The 19,898-nt window shown below is 64.5% G+C and carries 21 protein-coding genes; 10 read left to right on the top strand and 11 right to left on the bottom strand.

From position 1 onward, the window contains the following. The first annotated feature begins 166 nt into the window (after window positions 1-166). The 3 genes from AB4074_RS05520 (at window position 167) to AB4074_RS05510 (ending at window position 1,915) form a co-directional block, all read left to right on the top strand. Window positions 167-766: a hypothetical protein gene (locus AB4074_RS05520; protein ID WP_441412454.1), complete on the top strand. Its 600-nt coding sequence runs from the start codon at window positions 167-169 to the stop codon at window positions 764-766. Window positions 767-833: 67 nt separating this feature from the next. Continuing rightward, a complete protein-coding gene (locus AB4074_RS05515) occupies window positions 834-1,604 on the top strand; it encodes an FUSC family protein (RefSeq protein ID WP_441412453.1) in 771 nt (256 codons plus the stop codon). Next, window positions 1,583-1,915 carry a hypothetical protein gene (locus AB4074_RS05510; RefSeq protein WP_441412452.1) on the top strand — a complete coding sequence of 111 codons (333 nt, stop codon included), beginning with the start codon at window positions 1,583-1,585 and terminating at the stop codon, window positions 1,913-1,915. The genes AB4074_RS05515 and AB4074_RS05510 overlap by 22 nt, the downstream gene beginning before the upstream one ends. Before the next feature lie 42 nt (window positions 1,916-1,957). On the opposite strand, the gene AB4074_RS05505 is transcribed toward AB4074_RS05510, so the two are convergent. From AB4074_RS05505 to serS, 3 genes are all read right to left on the bottom strand, one after another. Then, window positions 1,958-2,803 carry an HAD family hydrolase gene (locus AB4074_RS05505; protein ID WP_441412451.1) on the bottom strand — a complete coding sequence of 282 codons (846 nt, stop codon included), beginning with the start codon at window positions 2,801-2,803 and terminating at the stop codon, window positions 1,958-1,960. A gap of 102 nt (window positions 2,804-2,905) precedes the next feature. Further along, a complete protein-coding gene (locus tag AB4074_RS05500) occupies window positions 2,906-3,925 on the bottom strand; it encodes a hypothetical protein (protein WP_441412450.1) in 1,020 nt (339 codons plus the stop codon). 98 nt (window positions 3,926-4,023) lie between these two features. Further along, on the bottom strand, window positions 4,024-5,304 hold the full coding sequence (gene serS / locus AB4074_RS05495) for a serine--tRNA ligase (protein ID WP_345448329.1): 1,281 nt from the start codon (window positions 5,302-5,304) through the stop codon (window positions 4,024-4,026). A 111-nt stretch (window positions 5,305-5,415) separates the two neighbouring features. Here serS and AB4074_RS05490 point away from each other — a divergent pair, with 111 nt between their 5' ends. Further along, a complete protein-coding gene (locus tag AB4074_RS05490) occupies window positions 5,416-6,462 on the top strand; it encodes a diacylglycerol/lipid kinase family protein (RefSeq protein ID WP_441412449.1) in 1,047 nt (348 codons plus the stop codon). A gap of 27 nt (window positions 6,463-6,489) precedes the next feature. Here AB4074_RS05490 and AB4074_RS05485 read toward each other — a convergent pair whose 3' ends face one another. The 3 genes from AB4074_RS05485 to AB4074_RS05475 form a co-directional block, all read right to left on the bottom strand. Continuing rightward, a complete protein-coding gene (locus AB4074_RS05485) occupies window positions 6,490-6,738 on the bottom strand; it encodes a hypothetical protein (protein WP_269998394.1) in 249 nt (82 codons plus the stop codon). Between the two features lie 129 nt (window positions 6,739-6,867). Next, window positions 6,868-7,815, bottom strand: a complete 948-nt coding sequence (gene pheA / locus AB4074_RS05480) for a prephenate dehydratase (protein ID WP_441412448.1) — start codon at window positions 7,813-7,815, stop codon at window positions 6,868-6,870. Window positions 7,816-7,845: 30 nt separating this feature from the next. Then, window positions 7,846-8,172 (bottom strand): rhodanese-like domain-containing protein, encoded by a 327-nt coding sequence (locus AB4074_RS05475; RefSeq protein WP_441412447.1) that lies wholly within the window; start codon window positions 8,170-8,172, stop codon window positions 7,846-7,848. A gap of 235 nt (window positions 8,173-8,407) precedes the next feature. On the opposite strand from AB4074_RS05475, the gene AB4074_RS05470 reads away from it, so the two are divergent. The 3 genes from AB4074_RS05470 to AB4074_RS05460 are packed head-to-tail and all read left to right on the top strand — an operon-like array spanning window position 8,408 to window position 12,135. Beyond that, window positions 8,408-9,157 carry a Type 1 glutamine amidotransferase-like domain-containing protein gene (locus AB4074_RS05470; protein WP_441412446.1) on the top strand — a complete coding sequence of 250 codons (750 nt, stop codon included), beginning with the start codon at window positions 8,408-8,410 and terminating at the stop codon, window positions 9,155-9,157. Continuing rightward, on the top strand, window positions 9,150-10,607 hold the full coding sequence (locus AB4074_RS05465) for an amidase (RefSeq protein WP_441412445.1): 1,458 nt from the start codon (window positions 9,150-9,152) through the stop codon (window positions 10,605-10,607). Before AB4074_RS05470 ends, AB4074_RS05465 begins: the two co-directional genes overlap by 8 nt. Before the next feature lie 58 nt (window positions 10,608-10,665). Beyond that, complete coding sequence (locus AB4074_RS05460) at window positions 10,666-12,135, top strand: peptide MFS transporter (protein ID WP_441412444.1); 1,470 nt, start codon at window positions 10,666-10,668, stop codon at window positions 12,133-12,135. 82 nt (window positions 12,136-12,217) lie between these two features. Here AB4074_RS05460 and AB4074_RS05455 read toward each other — a convergent pair whose 3' ends face one another. Continuing rightward, the gene (locus AB4074_RS05455; protein ID WP_441412443.1) at window positions 12,218-12,838 is read right to left on the bottom strand and encodes a DUF4190 domain-containing protein; all 621 of its coding nucleotides are present in this window, start codon (window positions 12,836-12,838) and stop codon (window positions 12,218-12,220) included. Between the two features lie 205 nt (window positions 12,839-13,043). On the opposite strand from AB4074_RS05455, the gene pgm reads away from it, so the two are divergent. Next, window positions 13,044-14,708, top strand: coding sequence for a phosphoglucomutase (alpha-D-glucose-1,6-bisphosphate-dependent) (gene pgm / locus AB4074_RS05450; protein ID WP_441412442.1), 1,665 nt, complete (start codon window positions 13,044-13,046; stop codon window positions 14,706-14,708). A 6-nt stretch (window positions 14,709-14,714) separates the two neighbouring features. Here the strand turns inward: pgm and AB4074_RS05445 are convergent, their stop codons facing one another. Both AB4074_RS05445 and AB4074_RS05440 read right to left on the bottom strand, forming a co-directional pair. Further along, on the bottom strand, window positions 14,715-15,215 hold the full coding sequence (locus AB4074_RS05445) for a 2'-5' RNA ligase family protein (RefSeq protein ID WP_441412441.1): 501 nt from the start codon (window positions 15,213-15,215) through the stop codon (window positions 14,715-14,717). 168 nt (window positions 15,216-15,383) lie between these two features. Continuing rightward, window positions 15,384-15,989 carry a malonic semialdehyde reductase gene (locus tag AB4074_RS05440; RefSeq protein WP_236814036.1) on the bottom strand — a complete coding sequence of 202 codons (606 nt, stop codon included), beginning with the start codon at window positions 15,987-15,989 and terminating at the stop codon, window positions 15,384-15,386. Between the two features lie 188 nt (window positions 15,990-16,177). Here AB4074_RS05440 and AB4074_RS05435 point away from each other — a divergent pair, with 188 nt between their 5' ends. After that, window positions 16,178-17,464 (top strand): uracil-xanthine permease family protein, encoded by a 1,287-nt coding sequence (locus tag AB4074_RS05435; RefSeq protein ID WP_441412440.1) that lies wholly within the window; start codon window positions 16,178-16,180, stop codon window positions 17,462-17,464. A gap of 77 nt (window positions 17,465-17,541) precedes the next feature. On the opposite strand, the gene AB4074_RS05430 is transcribed toward AB4074_RS05435, so the two are convergent. Both AB4074_RS05430 and AB4074_RS05425 read right to left on the bottom strand, forming a co-directional pair. Continuing rightward, the gene (locus AB4074_RS05430; protein ID WP_441412439.1) at window positions 17,542-18,120 is read right to left on the bottom strand and encodes a GatB/YqeY domain-containing protein; all 579 of its coding nucleotides are present in this window, start codon (window positions 18,118-18,120) and stop codon (window positions 17,542-17,544) included. Window positions 18,121-18,270: 150 nt separating this feature from the next. After that, on the bottom strand, window positions 18,271-19,413 hold the full coding sequence (locus AB4074_RS05425; RefSeq protein WP_437772007.1) for a glycerate kinase: 1,143 nt from the start codon (window positions 19,411-19,413) through the stop codon (window positions 18,271-18,273). Window positions 19,414-19,545: 132 nt separating this feature from the next. On the opposite strand from AB4074_RS05425, the gene AB4074_RS05420 reads away from it, so the two are divergent. Beyond that, window positions 19,546-19,896, top strand: coding sequence for a YciI family protein (locus AB4074_RS05420; protein ID WP_441412438.1), 351 nt, complete (start codon window positions 19,546-19,548; stop codon window positions 19,894-19,896). The last annotated feature ends 2 nt before the right edge of the window (window positions 19,897-19,898 follow it).

The following is a 19,898-nucleotide window of genomic DNA, read 5'->3' as shown; positions in this document are numbered from 1 at the left end:
GTGCGGTTCCATGCGAACCGCACCCGCCGCCGTCGTCGTTAACGGGTAGGTCCCCGACGCGCAACGGTCCGGCTCACAATCGCCGGGCACCCGGCGTCGTAACGAGAAGTTGGCTCTGGATTAACCGCTTGAAAGTCAGCTACCTGCCGGTAATGTTTGATCCACCATGTTCACGCTGACCATCAACCAACGCGACAGCCGCGGCAACGGAGACCTCGTACCGCAGCTGCTCAAAGACCTGCGCCACATCCCGGCGTGCTTGGACTTTGACCGCTCGGTAGAGGACGAAGTCCAGGGCATCGTGGAATTCCCGCATCAAGCCGTGGATTCGGCGCTCATCGCCTTGCGGAGCGGACAATGGTACGTGGGAATCGGCGCCGGACCGGTCAACGAACCGCTGCCCAGGCAAATCAAAGACGCCTCCGGTCACGGCCTGGTCTACGCACGCCGCGCAGTGGACCGCTTGCGGAATGGCAAAGAGCGCGTCCCTGTGGCCGTCGAGGGGCCGATCGCTGCCCTCGCTGCCGAATCGGAGGCTGTACTGCGGCTCCTTGGGCACATTGTGCAGCATCGGAGCATAGCCGAGTGGCGCGTCCTGGACCTGCTGACGCCGGGCGTGCGTGGACAACAGAAGGCCGTGGCCCAGGAACTGGGGATCAGCACCCAGGCCGTGAGCAAGGCCCTGGCCCGCGCCCAATGGGTGGAGGAGCATGCAGCCCGGCCGGCCGCAGCGCGCTTGCTGCAGTTGATCCTCGAGGTTTACTGATTGCGTCGACCCGCCTTCAGCCATATTGTCCTCGACACACCTATTCCTCCCCGCCTACCTTGAGTCCATGATCTCCAAGCCAAAGCTTGGGCGGCTTCTTCCCGCTCTCAGGCAGGCCGTCACAGGCCACCGCCTCTTGTTTGCCGCAAAGACGGCCGCCGCGGCCGGGCTGGCTTGGTACCTTGCACCGCTGATGCCCGGGACAGCCGCCTCCTATCCTTACTACGCGCCCTTGGGTGTCTTGGTCAGCATGCACCCCACCGTCGCGGCTTCCGCCAAGCACGGGCTGCAAAGCCTGCTGGGACTCGGATTGGGCATTGCCATGGCCTTCGCCGTGACCACAGTCACCGCCCCGAACGCACTAGCGGTGGCCGTCGTCGTCGGCCTGGGCGTGGTTATCGGTGGCCTACCCAGGCTTGGAAGCGCCTCCGAATGGGTTCCCATGGCGGCGCTGTTCGTCTTGGTCCTGGGTTATTCGAATGCGCAGGGATTCTCTTTCGCGTACGTCCTGCAAATGGCTATGGGGGTGGCGGTCGGTTTCGCGGTGAACTGGCTGGTCTTTCCTCCCCTGCATCTTGAAGGCATCGATCCCGCCATCGACCGACACCAGCGGGCACTGTCAAAACAACTCAGGGACATGGCCAGCGCCATGACGGAATCCTGGCCACCGGACCACGAAGAATGGGCGAGCCGCAGCGGCGAGCTCGCACGTACTACGACCGACGTGCGGACAACTGTCCAGGCGGCGAAATTGAGCGCCAAGGCGAACCCACGATCCCGCCGTCGGGCTGGGCGCCTGCCCGCCGACCTGGCCGGTTGCGCGCGCTGGAACGGCTGACCTTTCACGTCCAGGACATCACGGACGTCCTGGCAAGCGTCATCTGGGAAGAGGACGCGGGAACAGTCATTCCGGCGGGAGTCCCGCCAAATATGGCTGAGGCCCTGGAGGAGGTTGCAACCGCGATTCGGCAATGGAGGCATGGAAACTCCGAAGACTTCAGGAATGCCCTGGACGAAGCCCGGAACAGTGTGGCAGCACTAACAGATACCGTCACGGAAGCAGCCGCCGGCCAGGAGTCCGTGAACGCCACCGCATCGGTCGCTATGAGCCTTCGGCGCATCATCACGGTGGTCTCCGACGCCGCCTGAGCACAGGCGACTGCCCGCCGGCCAGCCGGCGGCGCGGGGCGGTTACAGCAAGCGTCGCAGGATGAGGGCTGCACCGTCGTCGTACACCGAAGCGGTAACCTCATCCGCGACGGCGATGACTTCTTCAGGCGCTTGGCCCATGGCGACACCGCGCCCGGCCCAGCTGAGCATTTCGATGTCATTGCGCCCGTCCCCTACTGCCACCGTGTGGCGGGGGTGCGTGCCGAGCCTCTGGCGCAACTGCTCCAAGGCGCTGGCCTTGGTGACCCCGGCGGCGGCGATATCCAGCCAGGCCGTCCAGCCCACTGAATAAGTGACCCCGGACAGTCCGATCTTGCGAATGGCTGTGGAAAATTCTTCGGCCGTGTTCTCGCTGCTGAACACCACGACGCGCACCGCGGTGGCATCGAGCATCGTCTGGAAGTCGACGCCGATTGCCTCAACGCCGAAGCTGGCGTCCTGGAACCGCTCGGTGGAGAGGAAGTTCCCGTCTTCGTCCTCGAGCGCGTACTTGGCGGACGGAAGCTGCTCGCGAAGTGCCATCAATGCCGGAGCGGGATCGAAAGTGGCTTTGTGAATGATCTCGTAGCCTGTGTCCAGCTGGGGGTCGAGCCGCAACGTGACGCCGCCGTTGCAGCACACGGCATAACCGCTTTCCAGTCCGATCTGCTCAATGATGGGCAAGGTGGCGTTCAACGAGCGGCCGGTCGCGATCAGGACGTCGTGTCCGTGGGCGACGACCGCCCGTGCGGCGTCGCGGACGCTTGGCGACATGTGGCCATCATGATCGACGAGGGTTCCGTCGACGTCCAACGCGATCATGAGTTTGTGATTCAAATTCCGCTGGTCATCGATGCCAGCGACTGAGGTACCAGTCAAAATAGTCATGCCTCCAGTGAAGCAGACCCCACACGACACCAGCTAGGACGCAGACCACAGCAACGGATTAACACGCGGTGAATACTCCCACGTTTGTCCACAGTGTGAGTGTTAACCTGAAGCCCTGGCGCGAGGCCGCAGTCCGGCGTGCACGAGCTTCTGCCGAAGACGGCCTGGCTGCTCCAAATCCGCCCAATCCCACCTGACGACGGTGAACCCCAGTGCACGGATGCTGTCCTCACGCAGCTTCTCCCGATGCACGACCTCTTCCGCGCTCCAATCCCCCCGCACGTCCTCGTCCGAGTACTTTTGCTTGCCATCGAATTCGCCCGCGATCAATTCCTCTGGCCACCAGAAATCGGTCCGGGCAACGAACTGGCCGGAGTCAACAATCATGTGCTGTTGGAGCGGTTGCTCAAAGCCCAGCAACTCGATGACAGCCCTGCTGAACGACTCCCCTGCCGATTCGGCCTTCGCGTTAGCCAAGCTCGCGATCCGGACTGCCCGGTGCTTGGTGGCATCAGCCACGATCCCTTCCAGCGCCAAGGCGATCCCAGGGTGTTCGATCAAGCATGCATCCTGCCCCAGCAAACCCTGTTCCCAGAGCATTCGTGCGATTCCGTCCGCTACAACGAGCGCGCGGCTGAAGGACGAGGAACACATGACATCCATGGCCGTCTGCACCGGACCTGTGCAGGAAAACTGGCCGGAAACTACGGGCTGCGCGTCGCGTCGAAGGACGTAGCGCATGGGATGGTTGCCTGCATTCCGGGCCTTTTCGGCAAGCGCGCTGTTTCCGTGGACCGCAAACGTTGCTGGCCGCCGTCCTGTGATTCGCTCCGAAGAAGTGGCTAGATCGACGAACTCCGGGGGGCGAAGTGTAGGGACGCCGAGCACGACAGCTGCGGACTCACCGCAAAAGACGGGCCGGTCGAATGCCAGCCCGACCGCTGCTGCGGACCACTCGAACCTCTGGGCAGGCGTCGCTTCCACCCAAGTGGAGGTTTTCACGTAGAACCCGCGCCTCAGCCGGACGAGGCGTCCTGCCCTGAACGGCCGGTGAATCACGGCCGTGGAGCCGGTGAGAGCCAGCCGCTCGGCGGAGACAATGAGCTGCGGAGGGATGTCCATGGAATTACTATCCATGGATCGTTCCGCAGCGTCAGCCGCGCTTTGGCTCTATGTGGACAAGCCCGGCTGTGGAGGACAGGTGTGCACCGGTAGGCCGGCTACAGAACGGGGAGGACCTCGAGGCCGCCGATGTACTTCTGGAGTGCCTTAGGGACGTTGACCGAGCCATCCGGGTTCTGGTGGTGCTCGAGGATGGCAACGATCCAGCGGGTGGTGGCCAGCGTGCCGTTGAGGGTGGCGACGGCGCGGGTGCCCTTCGCTACGCCGTCTTCGTTGACCGCACGCTCGCGGATGTTGAGGCGGCGGGCTTGGAAGGTGGTGCAGTTGGACGTCGACGTGAGCTCTCGGTAAGCGTTCTGGGTGGGAACCCAGGCTTCGCAGTCGAACTTCCGGGCCGCGGACATGCCGAGATCTCCCGCCGCGGTGTCGATCACGCGGTACGGGAGCTCGACCTTGGCTAGCATTTCCTCTTCCCAGGCCAGGAGTCGCTCGTGCTCGGCAGCGGCCTCTTCAACCGTGGTGTAGATGAACATTTCCACCTTGTTGAACTGGTGGACGCGGATGATCCCGCGGGTGTCCTTGCCGTGCGAACCGGCTTCGCGCCGGTAGCAGGAGCTCTGCCCGGCGTAGCGGATGGGGCCTGCGGAAAGGTCGAGGATCTCGTCCGAGTGGTAGCCGGCGAGGGCCACTTCCGAGGTTCCCACAAGGTAAAGGTCGTCTTCGGCGAGACGGTAGATCTCGGCGTCGTGCTTTACATCGAAACCGGTGCCCTGCATGATCTCCGGACGCACCAACGTAGGGGTGATCATCGGTACGAAGCCGGCCTCGATGGCTTGGTCCATGGCCATCTGCAACAGTGCCATCTCCAGCCGGGCACCGACGCCGCGGAGGAAGTAGAAGCGCGCACCGGAGACCTTGGCGCCGCGTTCCATGTCGATCGCGCCGATGAGTTCACCGATTTCCAGGTGGTCCTTCGGTTCGAAGTCAGTAAATTCGCGCGGGGTGCCAACCGTCTTGACCACCACAAAGTCGTCCTCGCCACCCTCCGGCACGCCGTCCTCAATCAGGTTGGGGATGACGCGGAGCAGCTCTTCCTGCTTGGCCTGGGCGGCGTCGGCTTCGGCAGAGGCAGCCTTGACCGAGTTGGCCAGTTCCTTGACCTCGGCCAGCAGCGCTTGCTTTTCCTCGCCCTTGGCCTGTGCCACCTTCTTGCCGAAGGCGTTCTGCTCGGCACGGAGGTTTTCGTAGCGGATCAGGGCCGCGCGGCGGTCTGCGTCGGCGGAAATGATCGCGTCCACGACGGACTCGTCGGCGCCGCGGGCGCGCTGGCTGGCACGGAACTTGTCCGGGTTTTCGCTGAGGTCTTTTACGTCGATCACCAGACAAGAGTATCGAATGAGCGAGCAGCTCCGCGGCCAGCCCCCGACGGCGGCAGGCACCCCCTGCGGCCGTGCACGGCCGCACCTGCAGCGGGATAGGGTTGAAGCACCATGAGCAACTGGATCCTGTACGTGATTCTGGCTGGGGGCGTGGTCTTCGCCGTCTCCAGTTGGTGGGGCGTGCGCCGGCTCAGGGCCAGGCATACCCGCAGCGCTGTGCACGAAGACGCTCACAAGCCCGAGGCCGGCCTGCAAAGGGTGGCCGTGATCCTCAACCCGGTGAAGGCGAAGGCCGAGGACGCGCGGAGGATCATCCGGGATGCCTGCCGTCTTGCGGGCTGGGACGAACCCCGTTTCTTCGACACCACCGCGGAGGACCCCGGCCATTCGCAGACCAAGGCGGCACTCGCGTATAAGCCCGACGTCGTACTCGTCGGCGGCGGCGACGGTACCGTGCGCGTGGTCGCAGAGACCCTCGCGCACACCGACGTCGCGATGGGCTTGATTCCCCTGGGAACCGGAAACCTGCTGGCACGCAACGTGAATCTGGATGTCAACGATCTGCGTGGCAACGTCCACACGGCGCTCTTCGGCCACCAGCGCTACATCGACACCGCCCGGATAGCGATCCACAACGAGCGGACAGGCGCCTCTTCCGAGCATGCTTTCCTGGTGATCGCCGGCATGGGCCTGGACGCCGAGGTTGTGGGCGATACCAACGACGGCCTCAAGAAGGCAGTCGGCTGGCTGGCCTACACCGAGGCGGGCGTTCGCCACCTGCCCGGACGGCGCAAAAAGGTCACCATTGCCATGGACGACGAGCCCGAGCAGTCCCGGAAAATCCGAAGCGTCTTGTTCGCCAATTGTGGCCTGATTCCAGGGGGCATCGACTTCATCCCCGGTGCGATGATCGACGACGGTGTCCTGGACGTTGTGGTCATGAGCCCGCGCAGCACCATCGGCTGGATCGCCGTATACACAAAGATCCTGTTCAAGCACAACCGGAACCTGCCGGTCATGAATTTTTACCGCTCGGGCAAAGTGGTCATCAGCAGCAGCGAACCTATGGCCACGCAACTTGACGGTGATCCCTCGGGCGAGGCCACAAAGGTCACCGTCAAGGTGGAGCCGCGTTCGCTCCTCGTGCGCGTGCAATAAGCGGTGCCCGTGCAATAGCGCGGCGCCCTACTTGGCGTTCTTCGCCGCTTCCGTTGCTTTGTGTTCTGCCAGTTTGTTTTCGGCCAATTTGTGTTCTGCCAATGCCTTGGCGGCTGCGCGCGCTTCCGATTGCTCGCGAATCATGGCCTGTTCTTCCTCAAAGCGCAGCCGATCGGCCCGGTCGGCGTCGTCGCCGTCCCAGTCCTGGTTGTCCGCCTTGGGCTTGGGGTTGACGATCATTCCCTGGCCGCTGGTGTCATTGCTATTTCCTGACATGGCCCGCTCCCTCCGTTAGGGGCATGCGTCCATCAATTGTGGATCAAGCAAGCATACGCACAGTTTTATCCACGCGATAGGGGTTGAAGAGTCAATTATCCAACGCTTTGCGGAGCGGATTCGGGCCGGTCAAGCGCCCGGTTCGCCGCCCAGAATGCCCCGAACCCAGGCATGTGCGGACGCGAACGCGGCGTCGGAGGTATGCGGGGCCACCAAGGCTTTCTGCTCGTCCGCCCGGGCGTAGGAACCGAGGAAGCGGGTGGCCGGGCTGATCCGGTGCAGGCCTGCCAGGGCATCGGCTACCCGGGCGTCGGAGGCGTGGCCGTCGGCGTCGATACTGAAGAAGTAGTGACCCAGATACTGGCCGGTGGGCCGGGACTCGATGCGGCTGAGGTTGACTCCGCGCGTGGCAAACTGGTCCAGGATTTCCATCAGGGCGCCGGGGCGGTCTTCGGGAAGGGGCACGACGACGGTGGTCTTGTCGGCGCCGGTGCGTTCTGTCAGTGCACCGGGACGGCTGACCAGGACGAAGCGGGTAACTGCGCCGGGGTTGTCGCCGATGTTCTCGGCAAGGACGTTCAGGCCCGGCCGTTCGGCCGCGACAAGGGGGGCGCAGATGGCGGCGTCGTAGTGCGCCTCGCCTTCGAGAAGTCCGACGGCGGCTGCCGCCGTGGAGGATCCCGGCACGTATTCCGCATTCGGGATATTTTCATCGACCCATAGCCGGCACTGGGCCCAGGCATGGCCATGGGTGGAGATCCGGCGGACGTCCGAGATCTTCACGCCCGGGCGGGCAACCAGCACGAACGTGATGGGAACAAGGGCTTCACGGATGATCCGCAGTTCGGTTCCGGTGGCAATGGCATCCAGGGTGGCGGTCACGCCGCCTTCCACCGAGTTCTCGATCGGCACCATGGCCGCATCCGCTTCGCCCTGGCGAACCCTCTCCAAAGCCGTGTTCACATTGGTGCAGGGCACCCTGTTGGCATCGGCCGCGCCGGGGACCTGCAGGAGGGCAGCCTCAGTGAAGGTGCCTTCCGGACCGAGGAAGGTGTAGGTGAGCGCGGATGCCGACATTGAATATTCCTTAAGGGTTATGCGTAGGGGCTAGAGGACAACCGGCTTGAGGCCGTTCTCCGAAACCATCGGCCGACCGGACTCGAACCACATGTCCATGCCTCCGGCGATGTTGGTGGCGGTGTAGCCCTGCCCCACCAGCCATTGAACGGCCCGGTAGGACCGTCCGCCCGTACGGCAGATGACATAAAGGTCATCGTCGGGGTCAAGTTCGTCGAGGCGGCCCGGGATCTGGTCAAGCGGAATATGCAGCGCACCCTCGGCGTGGCCCGCTACCCATTCGTAGTCCTCCCGGACGTCCAGGATTTTCGCGTCCGCCGGAACATCGCCGACAGGCACGGTCTCGAAATCGCTCACGTGGGTCCCTTCCAGTTGATTCAGATCTCCAAATCAAGCCTAGTCCCAGCCCGCTACGGGACCATCATTGCTGGAACCCTCGCGGCGTGGGCCCAGCCCGCTACGGGACCATCATTGCTGCAACCCTCGCGGCAGGTCACGGTACTTCCTCACTCCGCCGCTGCGGCACTAGTGTTGGCGCTAAATGTTCGCCGTTGTGGCGATCGAGACCGACCACGGGCAGAAAGGAGGCACCATGGCTGCTGGCGAGCCCACCATCCTGGCAACCTCCGGTGGCTATAAGTCCGGTCATCGCACCAGGCTGGAGTTCGACTTCCTGGTTCACCACGCCGTCGAACTCTCCGGGGTGAGCGGACGAGCGCCGCGAGTGGCGCATATCGGCACTGCCTCCGGAGACCAGCGTTGGTTCGCCGCGGAATTGGACCAAGCCGCGAGAGTTTCGGGCTTCGATTTCAGTCACCTGAACCTTTTCACGATGCCCAACTACGGCGATCCCGAGGCGTACCTTTTGGAACAGGACGTGGTGTGGGTCAACGGTGGTTCCGTGGTCAATCTGCTGGCCGTATGGCGTGCGCACGGACTGGACGGCATTTTGAGGCGCGTCTGGGAACACGGTGTAGTCCTCGCCGGAGTGTCCGCGGGCTCGATTTGTTGGTACCAGGGCGGCACCACGGATTCCTACGGCCCTGAATTGCGCGCCGTGACCAACGGACTGGGGTTCCTCCCTTACGCCAACGGTGTCCACTATGACTCCGAGCCGGGCCGCCGCCCGCTTGTCCACCAACTGGTGGCCGAGGGCGCACTGGGGGAAACGCACTGCACCGACGACGGCGTCGGGCTCGTTTACAGAGGCACGGAACTTGTGGACGTGGTTGCCGAAGTCAGGGGCAAGGCTGCTTATCGCGTCACCGCTGCACCCGGCGATTCGGCCGACGCCGTTTCCGTCGCCGTGGAGGAGCGCTTGGAGTCCCGCTTCCTTGGCTGACATCCACGAACTCGGCGCGGTCGAGTTGCGCCAAGCATTGGCCGCCGGTCAGCTCTCTGCAACTGAGGCGACGGGGCACTTCCTTGCGAGGATCGGCCAGCTGAACCATACGCTGGGGGCCTTCGTCACGGTGACGGCAGAACAGGCCCTGCTCGACGCCCGGGCCGCGGACGCAGCGTACGTTCGCCGGCGCAACGCAGGTCCCGAACTTCCCCTCCTGCACGGCGTGCCGTTGGTTTTCAAAGACCTCACCGATGTTGCGGGAGTCGTGACCACTCACGGCAGTGGAGCCCTGGACCGTAAGCCCGCTCCGGAGGACGGAGCCCTTGCCGCGACGCTTAGAGGCGTCGGTGCCATCTCACTGGGCAAGACTCAGGTTCCGGAGTTCGGACTCACGGCCTACAGCGAAAACCGCATCGCACCGCCGTCGCGCAATCCCCACGCACTGAGCCGCAGCTCCGGCGGGTCTTCGGGAGGCAGCGCTGCCGCGGTTGCCGCGGGCTTGGTTCCGTTCGCGCCCGGGAGCGACGGCGGCGGGTCCATACGTATTCCCGCTGCGGCATGTGGACTGCTGGGCCTGAAGCCGGGCCGGGGCTTGGTGCCGGCCGGGGAAAGCGTCGGAGACGCGGCACGACTCGTGGTGGCCGGGCCTCTGGCGCGCTCCGCCGCCGACGCCGCTCTCATGATGGATGCCCTCGTCCCGCACGGAATCCGGCCGGAAGGGGGCTACCTCGCGGGCCTCGAGGAAGCGCCCACGGCCTTGCGCATCGGCGTGAGCCTCGACAGCCCGTGGTCCACCGCCTTTCCCTTCGCCCCAGAGCGGGAGGCCCTGGATGCCCTCGCCAAGGGCATCGAATTACTGACGGAAGCGGGCCATACAGTGCTCGAGGCCGAGATCCGCTACGACAACCGCTATCCGGAAGCGTTCACGACCGCCTGGACCGCCGGCGTCGGGAGCGCCCGGATCCTGCCCCAGCGTGAAGCCCTGCTGACGCCGCTGACCCGGACCTTCCGGCGTCGGGCGCAACAGCGGAGCGCAGGCAAGGTCAACGAGGCGCTCAGCTTCCTGCGGCAGTTCACCCACGACACCGTCACCCAGTACGCGCAGTGGGACCTCGTCCTGACGCCGTCACTGGCACAGACGCCACGGCCCGTGGGCTGGTTCACCGGGACAATTCCCGGAGGCGAACAATGGCCGGCCCCCGACTGGCCGGGCGACGCAGACGACGACTATCGCAAGCAATGCGAGTTTGCGCCATGGTCCTCCATGGTGAACGTGTGCGGACTGCCGGCGATCACCGTACCAGTTCATTGGAGCGGCCCAACGCCTGGAACGGGGTTTCCGATGGGCATCCAGCTCATCGGAAAACAGGGATCCGAGCTCCTTCTCCTGCGGCTCGCAAGGCAGCTTGAGGGGCAGCAAAAACCGACGCTCCACCACGGCGAATAGTTGCCTTAGGCATCTAAATGATGTGACAATGCGCTCAGTCAATGTCACCATGGATTAGATGAGCACAACTCTTGACACGCGGACGCCCGCCAAAAACGCGGGCGATACGTCATTTTTCGGCCACCCAAAGATGCTGGCCAGCCTCTTCTCCGTAGAAATGTGGGAACGATTCTCCTTCTACGGCATGCAGGGCATCCTGCTTTACTACATGTACTTCACCGCGGACCACGGCGGACTCTCGATCGACAAATCGCTCGCCGCCGGACTGGTTGGCGCGTACGGCGGAGGCGTATACCTCTCCACGATCCTGGGCGCATGGTTGGCGGACCGGCTTTTCGGATCCGAACGGGTACTTTTCGGTTCCGCCATCATGATCATGGCCGGCCACATCGCCCTTGCCCTCCTGCCCGGGATCCCGGGCCTGGTGGCAGGCTTGGTGCTGGTGGGCATCGGCTCCGGTGGCCTCAAGGCGAACGCGACCGCACTGGTCGGCACCCTTTATGGGGAGAAGGACGAACGGCGTGACGCCGGCTTCTCCATCTTCTACATGGGCATCAACCTCGGCGCCCTTATTGGACCGCTCGTCACCGGCTGGCTGCAGGAAAGCAACGGCTTCCACTGGGGCTTCGGCGCAGCCGCAATCGGCATGGCCATCGGCCTCGCCATCTACGCACTCGGCCGAAACAAGCTCCCGGAAGAAGCCCACCGCGTCCCGAACCCCCTTCCCTCCGCACAGCGGAGCCGCTACGGGCTCATCTTCCTGGGCATCGCCGTCGTGATCGCAGTGCTGCTGATGACCGGTGTGGTGAACCCCGGCAACCTGGCCCGCAGCATGGCTTACGCCGCCATTGTCGCCTCGGTCATCTACTTCACGCTGATCTTCAGAAGCAAGAAGGTCACGCCGTTTGAGCGCAAACGTGTTGTCGCGTTCATTCCGCTGTACATCGCGTCGGCAGCGTTCTGGGCACTCTTCCAGCAGCAGTTCACGTTCATTGCCGTGTACTCGGAGGAAAAACTGGACCGCAACCTGTTCGGCTGGGAAATGCCGGCAGCCTGGGTGCAGTCCATCAACCCTGTATTCATCATCGTCTTCGCAGGCGTCATGGCTGCCCTGTGGACAAAACTTGGTCCGAAGCAGCCGGGATCCCCCATCAAGTTCGCTGCGGGACTCTTCGTCATGGGCCTGGCGTTCCTAGCCTTCATCCCGCTGACCGGGGCCGGAAAGACCCCGCTGCTGGTGCTCGTGGGAATCCTGTTCCTCTTCACCCTGGCGGAGTTGTTCCTGTCCCCCATCGGCCTGTCCGTCAGCACCAAACTGGCCCCCAAGGCTTTCCACACCCAGATGGTGGCCTTGTTCTTCCTCTCGGTGTCCCTCGGCACCGCGTTGGCCGGCATCCTGGCCGGACTGTACAACCCTGACAACGAACTGCCGTACTTCCTGGGCGTCGGCGGCACGGCCGTGGTGATCGCTGTGGCCTTGGCAGCCGGCTCGCCCGCCATCAAGAAATTGATGGGCGGCGTGCGCTAGTCACGTAACCGGCTTAAACCGCGACGGCGGCCGGTGCGTCTGGTGGGTTTCCCGCCAGCCGCACCGGCCGCCGTCGTTGTTGCTAGTAGTTGTAGTTGTAACGCGAAGCGGTCGCAGCAAAAATCGCGATAAAGACCCAGAATATGATCACGCCAACAATGCCCAGGTACCCCATGACAAGGCCCGCAATGGCCATGCCTTTGCCGGCCGGTTCCTTCTTGAGGGCCATGTGGCCGAGGATCACGGCGGCAATCTGGGGCAGGACGAAGATGCCCAAGCCCACGAAGACCGCGATCCCGCAGCACATGCTCGCAATGCTCAAGCCCTTGGGCTCGACGGGCATGCCATAGTAGGCGGGCTGGCCGTAGGGGCTGGCCGGCTGCCCGTACGCGGGCGGACCCTGGGGAGGTTGCCCATACGGCGAAGCGGGCTGTCCGTAGGGGCTGGGCGGCTGCTGTCCGTAGGCGGGCTGGCCGAATTGAGCCGGACCGCCCTGGGGCTGGCCGTATGGTTCCTGCGGCTGCTGCGCTTGCGGCTGGGGCTGGCCGTAGGGGCCAGAAGCCGCCGGCGAGGCAAAAGGCTGCTCGCCGTACGGGCTTTCGCCGGGTTGGGGTGCGGGAGGAATGTACGACGGTGGTTCGTAGCCCTTGGGCGGCTCGTCGCCCTCGGGAGCGTTCTCGGGTTTGGCTGGCTGGTCGGTCATGGTAAATCCCCCTTGCGAGTCTTGTGCCCAGCCTACCGCCGAGCGAAGGCGCACATAAGCTCCGGCGCCGAGCTCCCCAAGCCCATGCCGCACTCCGGTAAACGGGCAGTGAATCTTCGTCGGTCAAGCGGAAATACGAAGTCACAGGCACCGCAATAGTGGGTTTTCTCTTCATGCGCACCGGACGGTCTGGCATGCTGGGTCAATGGCTAGCCGTGCGGGCACTGTTGCCCTTCCCCAGGACCTTGTAGACATCACCGCTCTTCTTGACGCGTACTACGACGTGACGCCGGATCTGAGTGATCCCGCCCAGCGCGTTGCCTTCGGCACCTCCGGGCATCGGGGGTCGAGCCTCAAGGCCTCCTTTAATGAAGGGCATATCCTCGCGATCACCCAGGCGATTGTGGAATACCGCGCCGGGCAGGGCATTACCGGCCCTCTTTTCCTGGCCAAGGACACCCACGGGCTCAGTGAACCAGCGCAGAACTCCGCCCTCGAAGTGCTCGCCGCCAACGGCGTCAATGTGCTGATCGACGCGCGCCACGGCTACACGCCCACCCCGGCACTGAGCCATGCGATCCTCAAGTACAACAACGAAGCCGGCCCTGGGCAGCCCCAAGCGGACGGCATCGTGGTCACCCCGAGCCACAACCCTCCGGCCGACGGCGGTTTCAAGTACAACCCCCCGCATGGCGGCCCTGCCGACACAGACGCCACCGGCTGGATCGCCAACCGCGCCAACGAGCTTCTGGAAAACGGGCTGCGCGGCGTCAAGCGGATTCCGTTGAACGACGCCCTCAAGGCGGATGGCACGGGCAAGTTCGATTTCCTGAGCAGCTACGTGGACGACCTCCCGTCCGTCCTGGACCTCGATGCGATCCGCACCGCTGGCGTGCGCATCGGCGCGGACCCTATGGGCGGCGCCTCAGTGGACTACTGGGGTGAGATCGGCGAGCGTCATCAGCTCGATCTGACCGTGGTCAACCCCACCGTGGACCCGCAGTGGGCATTCATGACCCTCGACTGGGATGAGAAGATCCGCATGGACTGCTCCTCGCCGTCGGCCATGGCCTCGCTCATCAAGCGCATGTCCGACAGTGCTTCGGCCGGCACGGGTGCGTTCGATGTCGCTACCGGGAACGACGCCGACGCCGACCGCCACGGCATCGTGACGCCGGACGGCGGCTTGATGAACCCCAACCACTACCTCGCCGTCGCGATCGACTACCTGTACCGCAACCGCACAGGCTGGAACCCGGATTCCGTGGTCGGCAAGACCCTCGTCTCCTCGTCCATCATTGACCGCGTAGCGGCTGGACTGGGCCGCAAGCTCGTGGAAGTTCCCGTGGGCTTCAAGTGGTTCGTCCCCGGGCTGCTTTCCGGCGAGGGTGCCTTCGGTGGCGAAGAATCCGCGGGCGCCTCCTTCAACAAGCGCGACGGAAGCGTCTGGACCACCGACAAGGACGGCATCTTGTTGGCCCTTCTCGCGTCGGAGATCACGTCGGTCACCGGCAAGTCGCCGTCCCAGCTCTACAAGGGCCTCACGGACCAGTTCGGTGCGCCCGTCTATGCCCGGATCGACGCCGCGGCCACGCGTGAGCAGAAGGCCAAGCTTGGCAAGCTCTCCGCCGCGGATGTCACGGCCACCACGCTGGCGGGCGAGGACATCACTGCCAAGCTGACCGAGGCCCCCGGCAACGGCGCCTCGATCGGCGGCCTCAAGGTTGTCACGGAGAACGCCTGGTTCGCGGCCCGCCCGTCGGGAACCGAGGACGTGTACAAGATCTACGCCGAGTCCTTCAAGGGTGCCGACCACCTCAAGCAGGTCCAGGAGGAGGCCAAGGCGCTCGTGGACGGCGTGATTTCCTAGCCTTCGCTAGCTTGATTCCGCCGGGAGGCGCCACACTTTCAGGATCCGCCGGATCGTGTGGTTGCCTTCCGGCGCCATGTCCACCAGAGCGATCTGGTCGAGCACGACGGCGTCACCCGGATTGGGGCGCTTGCCGTCGTGATGCGAAATATGCGGGCGGTAATGCTCCATGACGTAGTGCGGGGTTGCCACGCGGCCTCCGACGCGTGCCACGGCGTCGAACAATTCCTCGTGGAGGCCCTGCAAGATGGGATGGTGTTCCACGAGGCTGACCGGGGTGGAGCCTTGGTGACCGAATCCGGCGTCGGGCCCTACGGTGAGATCCGCCCCCAGGGCGCCCATCGCGGGAGCCGTAACCAGCTCACTGAGGCGCGCGGCGACGTCGTTGTCATCGGAGGGCTCGACGTCGAACCTCAACAAGGTGATGTGCAACGGCCAGTCACTGCGCGGGAAGACCAGCCCGTCAGCCACGGCTTCGACGAACGCCACCAGAATCAGGTTCCGCATAAGGAAATTTTGCCACCGTGACGCCGCTCCCAATCACAGTGGTGAGCGGGCGTTGGTGAAAAAGGCCCTAAAAGTGAGCGAGCGTTGGTCAAGGAAAACCCTCGCTCGGATATACCGCCTCAAACGCCGACGCTCGCTCAGATATACCGCCTTAAGCGCGAACGAGGGTTAGACGGTGCGGACGACGTCCTCGTACGCGAACTTCGGCTTGGCTTCGCCGAAGGCGTCCGGACCCGGATGGCCGATGTTGACCACGAGGAAACTCTTCTGGTCGCCGGCCGGGAAGAACTCGGCGTCGATCGCAGCGAAGTCGGCCCCGGTCATGGGGCCGGCGGCGAAGCCGAGGGAGCGGACGGCGAGGATGAAGTAGCCGGCCTGCAGGTGGGCGTTGTTGTTGCCCGTGGTTGCGGTGAACTCGGGGTTGGCGTCGTACATGGCCTTCGGGGCGGAGTAGACGGGGAGGAACTTGTCCCACTGCTCGTGCCAGGCGGTGTCGTAGGAAAGCACGGCGACCAACGGAGCGGAGGCCGTCTTGGCCTTGTTGCCCGGAGAGAGGGTCTCGACGAGCTTGGCGCGGGCCTCGTCCGAACGGACGTAGGTGACGCGCAGCGGCTGGGAGTTGAAAGCCGTCGGGCCGAACTTGGTCAGTTCGTAGATGGCCTGTGCCTGTTCCTCGGAGACCTCGCCGGCAAAGGAGTTGGCGGTGCGGGCTTCGGCAAAGATGGCGTCTACTGCTGCGGCGTCAATCACTGCTTCTTCGTGTGCGATCGTCATTCGCGTACCTTTCGCTGTGCCCGCAGCCATGGACGGCCGGGCGCTTATGCTTTCCATGGTTGCAACTTCAACTTCGCCGCGCCTCTTCCCGTGAAGGCACGTGACGTTCCACACAGCGGAATCGGCAGGCCGTCCGGGCGGTAAGGTTGCACCCGGACAATCACAACTTTCAGGGAAGGCTCCCGTAGATGAGCATGCTCGGAACCAAATGGAAGCTGCACGGCAACGGCAAGACGATCCGGCCGGGACACGTGGTGGCACCCGAGGAGCGGCTGGCGTGGCCGTTGACCATCGGCGTCGGCATGCAGCACGTCGTCGCAATGTTCGGAGCCACCTTCCTGGTGCCCATCATCACGGGCATGCCACCGGCCACCACACTGCTCTTTTCCGGCATCGGCACGCTATTGTTCCTGGTCATCACGAAGGGCCGCGTACCCAGCTACCTTGGTTCGAGCTTTGCCTTCATCGCCCCCATCCTGGCGTCCCAGCAGCAGTTCGGCGTTCCCGGCGCGCTGGGCGGCGTGGTGCTTGCCGGCGTCGTACTGGCGCTTGTCGGCGCGGTGGTGCAGAAGTTCGGCGCTGAGTGGATCAACCGGACCATGCCTCCTATTGTCACGGGCGCAATCGTCGCCCTGATCGGCCTGAACTTGGCGCCAGCCGCAAAGGCGAACTTCGACAAGGCCCCTGTCACCGCCCTCGTGACGCTGGTGACGATCATCCTGGTGAGCGTCCTCTTCCGCGGTATTCTGGGCCGTCTGAGCATCCTCGTGGGCGTGGTGGTGGGCTACCTCACCGCCATGACGCGCGGCGAGGTGGACTACTCCAAGATGGACGCGGCGTCGTGGATCGACCTGCCGCACTTCCAGACTCCCGAGTTCCACCTCGGCGTCGTGGGCTTGTTCGTGCCGGTTGTCCTGGTGCTCGTGGCCGAGAACGTGGGGCACGTGAAGTCCGTGGCGGCGATGACCGGGCGCAACCTCGACGACGTCTCCGGCCGCGCGTTGATGGCCGACGGCGTCGCGACTGTCCTCGCCGGATTCGGCGGCGGCTCCGGCACCACGACGTATGCCGAGAACATCGGCGTCATGGCAGCCACGAAGGTCTACTCGACGGCGGCCTACTGGGTTGCCGGTGCCTTTGCCATCCTGCTGAGCTTCTCGCCTAAGTTCGGCGAACTGATTGCCACCGTTCCGCCCGGCGTCCTGGGCGGCGCCGCGACGATGCTCTACGGCATGATCGGCGTCCTGGGCGTGAAGATCTGGGTGCAGAACAAGGTCAACTTCTCGAACCCCATCAACCTGACCACGGCCGCGGTTGCTTTGATTATCGGGATCGCGGATTACACGTGGACCATCGGCGAACTCAAGTTCACGGGCATCGCACTGGGCTCGGCCGCTGCCTTGGTGGTCTACCACGGCATGAAGGGTCTCGCCCGTTGGCGCGGGACGGTTGCCGAGCCGGAGATGGAACACTAGCCTCTCGAGTTTGTGTACGGATCGTGTCCCCTAAGCGCACGTTTAGAGGACACGATCTGTACAGACTCCATTGCCGGCTATGAGAGGCGCGTGCGGACAATCTCGCTGAGCGCCTTGCCGTCGAAGCGGCCGCCGACCTTTTCGGTGACCGGCTTCATGACATAACCCATGTGCATAAGGGACAACTCCACGCCGTCGGCCTTGAGCGAGGCGATGACCTCGTCAACGATGGACTCAACTTCCCCTACGGCCAGTGGTTCCGGCAGGTAGGCCTCGATTACCTCGGCGTCCGCGATCTCCGTGGCTGCGCGCTCGGACTCTCCGGCCTCCTCGTAAAGGCGGGCGACCTCGTGATACTGCGAAGCCTCCTTCTGCAACATGGTGGTGATCTGGGCGTCGTCCAGGTGGATCGGCGTCTGGCCGGCTTTCTCACGGGTGTCAATCTCGCTGAGGACGTTGCGCGTGGCGTTCAGGGCGATGCGGTTGCCATCCTTCATGTGGCTGACGACGTCTGCGTGCAGCCGCTCTTTCAAGGTGGACATGGTGTGCTCCTCGATTCGATGGTGCCGCGCTGGCCGGCTGCCAGCCCGGCGGGCGGTGACGGCGTCCCGGGCGGGGTCGTCGCATCGTAGGTGCATGGCAGAGGTCAGAGCCATGCTTTGTACGTTAATTATCTGCCCGACGACGCCGAGCAGCCCCGCAATCAAACTCTGAGCATGCCCCCTCTTGGCGCTCACGAGTGGACATATTCGCAATATGTCCACTCCTCGCATCCAACGGGGCATGTCCCTTGGTGGACGGGGAGCTTAGGCCCCTTCCAGAACCTGGCTCGTAGCCCATGCCAGGTACTTGGCGGCATTCGCTACGGCGTCCGCGGCATCGGGCACGCCATCCCGACGCTGCGCGACGTCGAGCAGCTGCGCCGCGGCCACCACTCCGTGGCCGGCTAGTTCCTCTGGGGTCACCAGGATCCTGCCGGCCACCACAATCACCGGAATGCCTTGACCGTGCGCCGAATCCGCGAGAGCGATGGGTGCCTTGCCTGTCAGCGACTGCGAGTCCATGGATCCTTCGCCGGTGATCACCAGGTCCGCGCCGTCGAGCTGCTCGGGCAGCCCCGTCAGTCCCGCCACGAGTGCGAACCCGCCTTCCAGCGTCGCTTGGGTGAAGGCCAGGAACGACGCCGGGAATCCGCCGGCCGCCCCGGCTCCGGGAACGTTGACGTCCTGTCCGCCCGCGTCACGCAGCAGGGACGCCCAGTTGCGCAGGCCGGCGTCGAGCAGTTCCACCGCGTCCTGGTCCGCGCCCTTCTGCGGGCCGAAAACATGCGCGGCACCGTCGCTGCCAAAGAGGGGATTCTGGACGTCGACGGCGATCCGGAACCTCACCGCGGTCAGGCGCGGATCCAGCCCCGAGACGTCGAGGGACACGACCTCGGCGAGCGAGCCACCGCCGAGCGGAACCACGTTTCCGGCCGCGTCCAGGGGCTTGAGTCCGAGCGCACGCAGCGCGCCGCTGCCGCCGTCGGACATCGCGGAACCGCCCACGCCAAGCACAATCTCGGTGGCTCCGGCGTCGAGGGCGGCGGCGATGAGCTGGCCGCAACCGTAGCTGTGGGCACGCAAGGCGTTTTCCGGCGTCGGCTCCATGTGTGCCAGTCCGGACGCTTGCGCAGTTTCGATCACCGCAGTGGCTCCGCCGAATGCATTTTGCCGGATGGCCCACGCGGCGCCCACCGGCTTGAGAATGGGGCCGACGACGGCATTGATCCGCTCTTCGTAGCCTGCCGCCACGGCTGCCTCCAGCGTTCCTTCGCCACCGTCGGCGATGGGAAACTGCGTCACCACGGCATCCGGATAGACGCGCAGTGCCCCTTCGGCCATCGCCGAAGCCGCTTCGGCGGCGGTGAGGGAACCTTTGAACTTGTCCGGGGCAATCAGGATGCGCATGCTCCCATCCTGCCAGCGGGGCTAAGCTTTTCGCAGATTCGTGTGCGGAGATGTCGAAAACGGCCCACACCGTTCGTATAGAGGGTGAGACGCAGGCAAGGTGCCGGCGCCACATCCGAAGGAGGAACAGTCATGTCACGCTATCTGCTCAGCATCTACCAGCCCGATGGCCCCGCCCCGGAGCCCGAAGTCCTCAACAGAATCATGGCCGATCTTGACGTCCTGAACCAGGAGATGCGCGACGCCGGCGCCTGGGTTTTCACGGGTGGCCTGCACCCGGCCAGCACCTCCACGGTGGTGCGTGTGAACGACGGCGAAGTACTCACCACGGACGGCCCCTTCGCAGAGGCCAAGGAACACGTGGGCGGCCTGTGGGTGATCGAAGCCCCGGACCTGGACGTGGCACTTGGCTGGGGACGAAAAGCCGCCCAAGCCACTACGCTGCCTATCGAGGTCCGGCCGTTCGCGGGCTACCGGGAATAGTT

It is taken from the genome of Arthrobacter sp. 2MCAF14, from assembly GCF_052115645.1.
In the GTDB taxonomy this organism is placed as follows: Bacteria; Actinomycetota; Actinomycetes; order Actinomycetales; family Micrococcaceae; genus Arthrobacter.
Note: the sequence above shows the minus strand (reverse complement) of the source record. Positions and strands in the feature narration are given on the sequence as shown.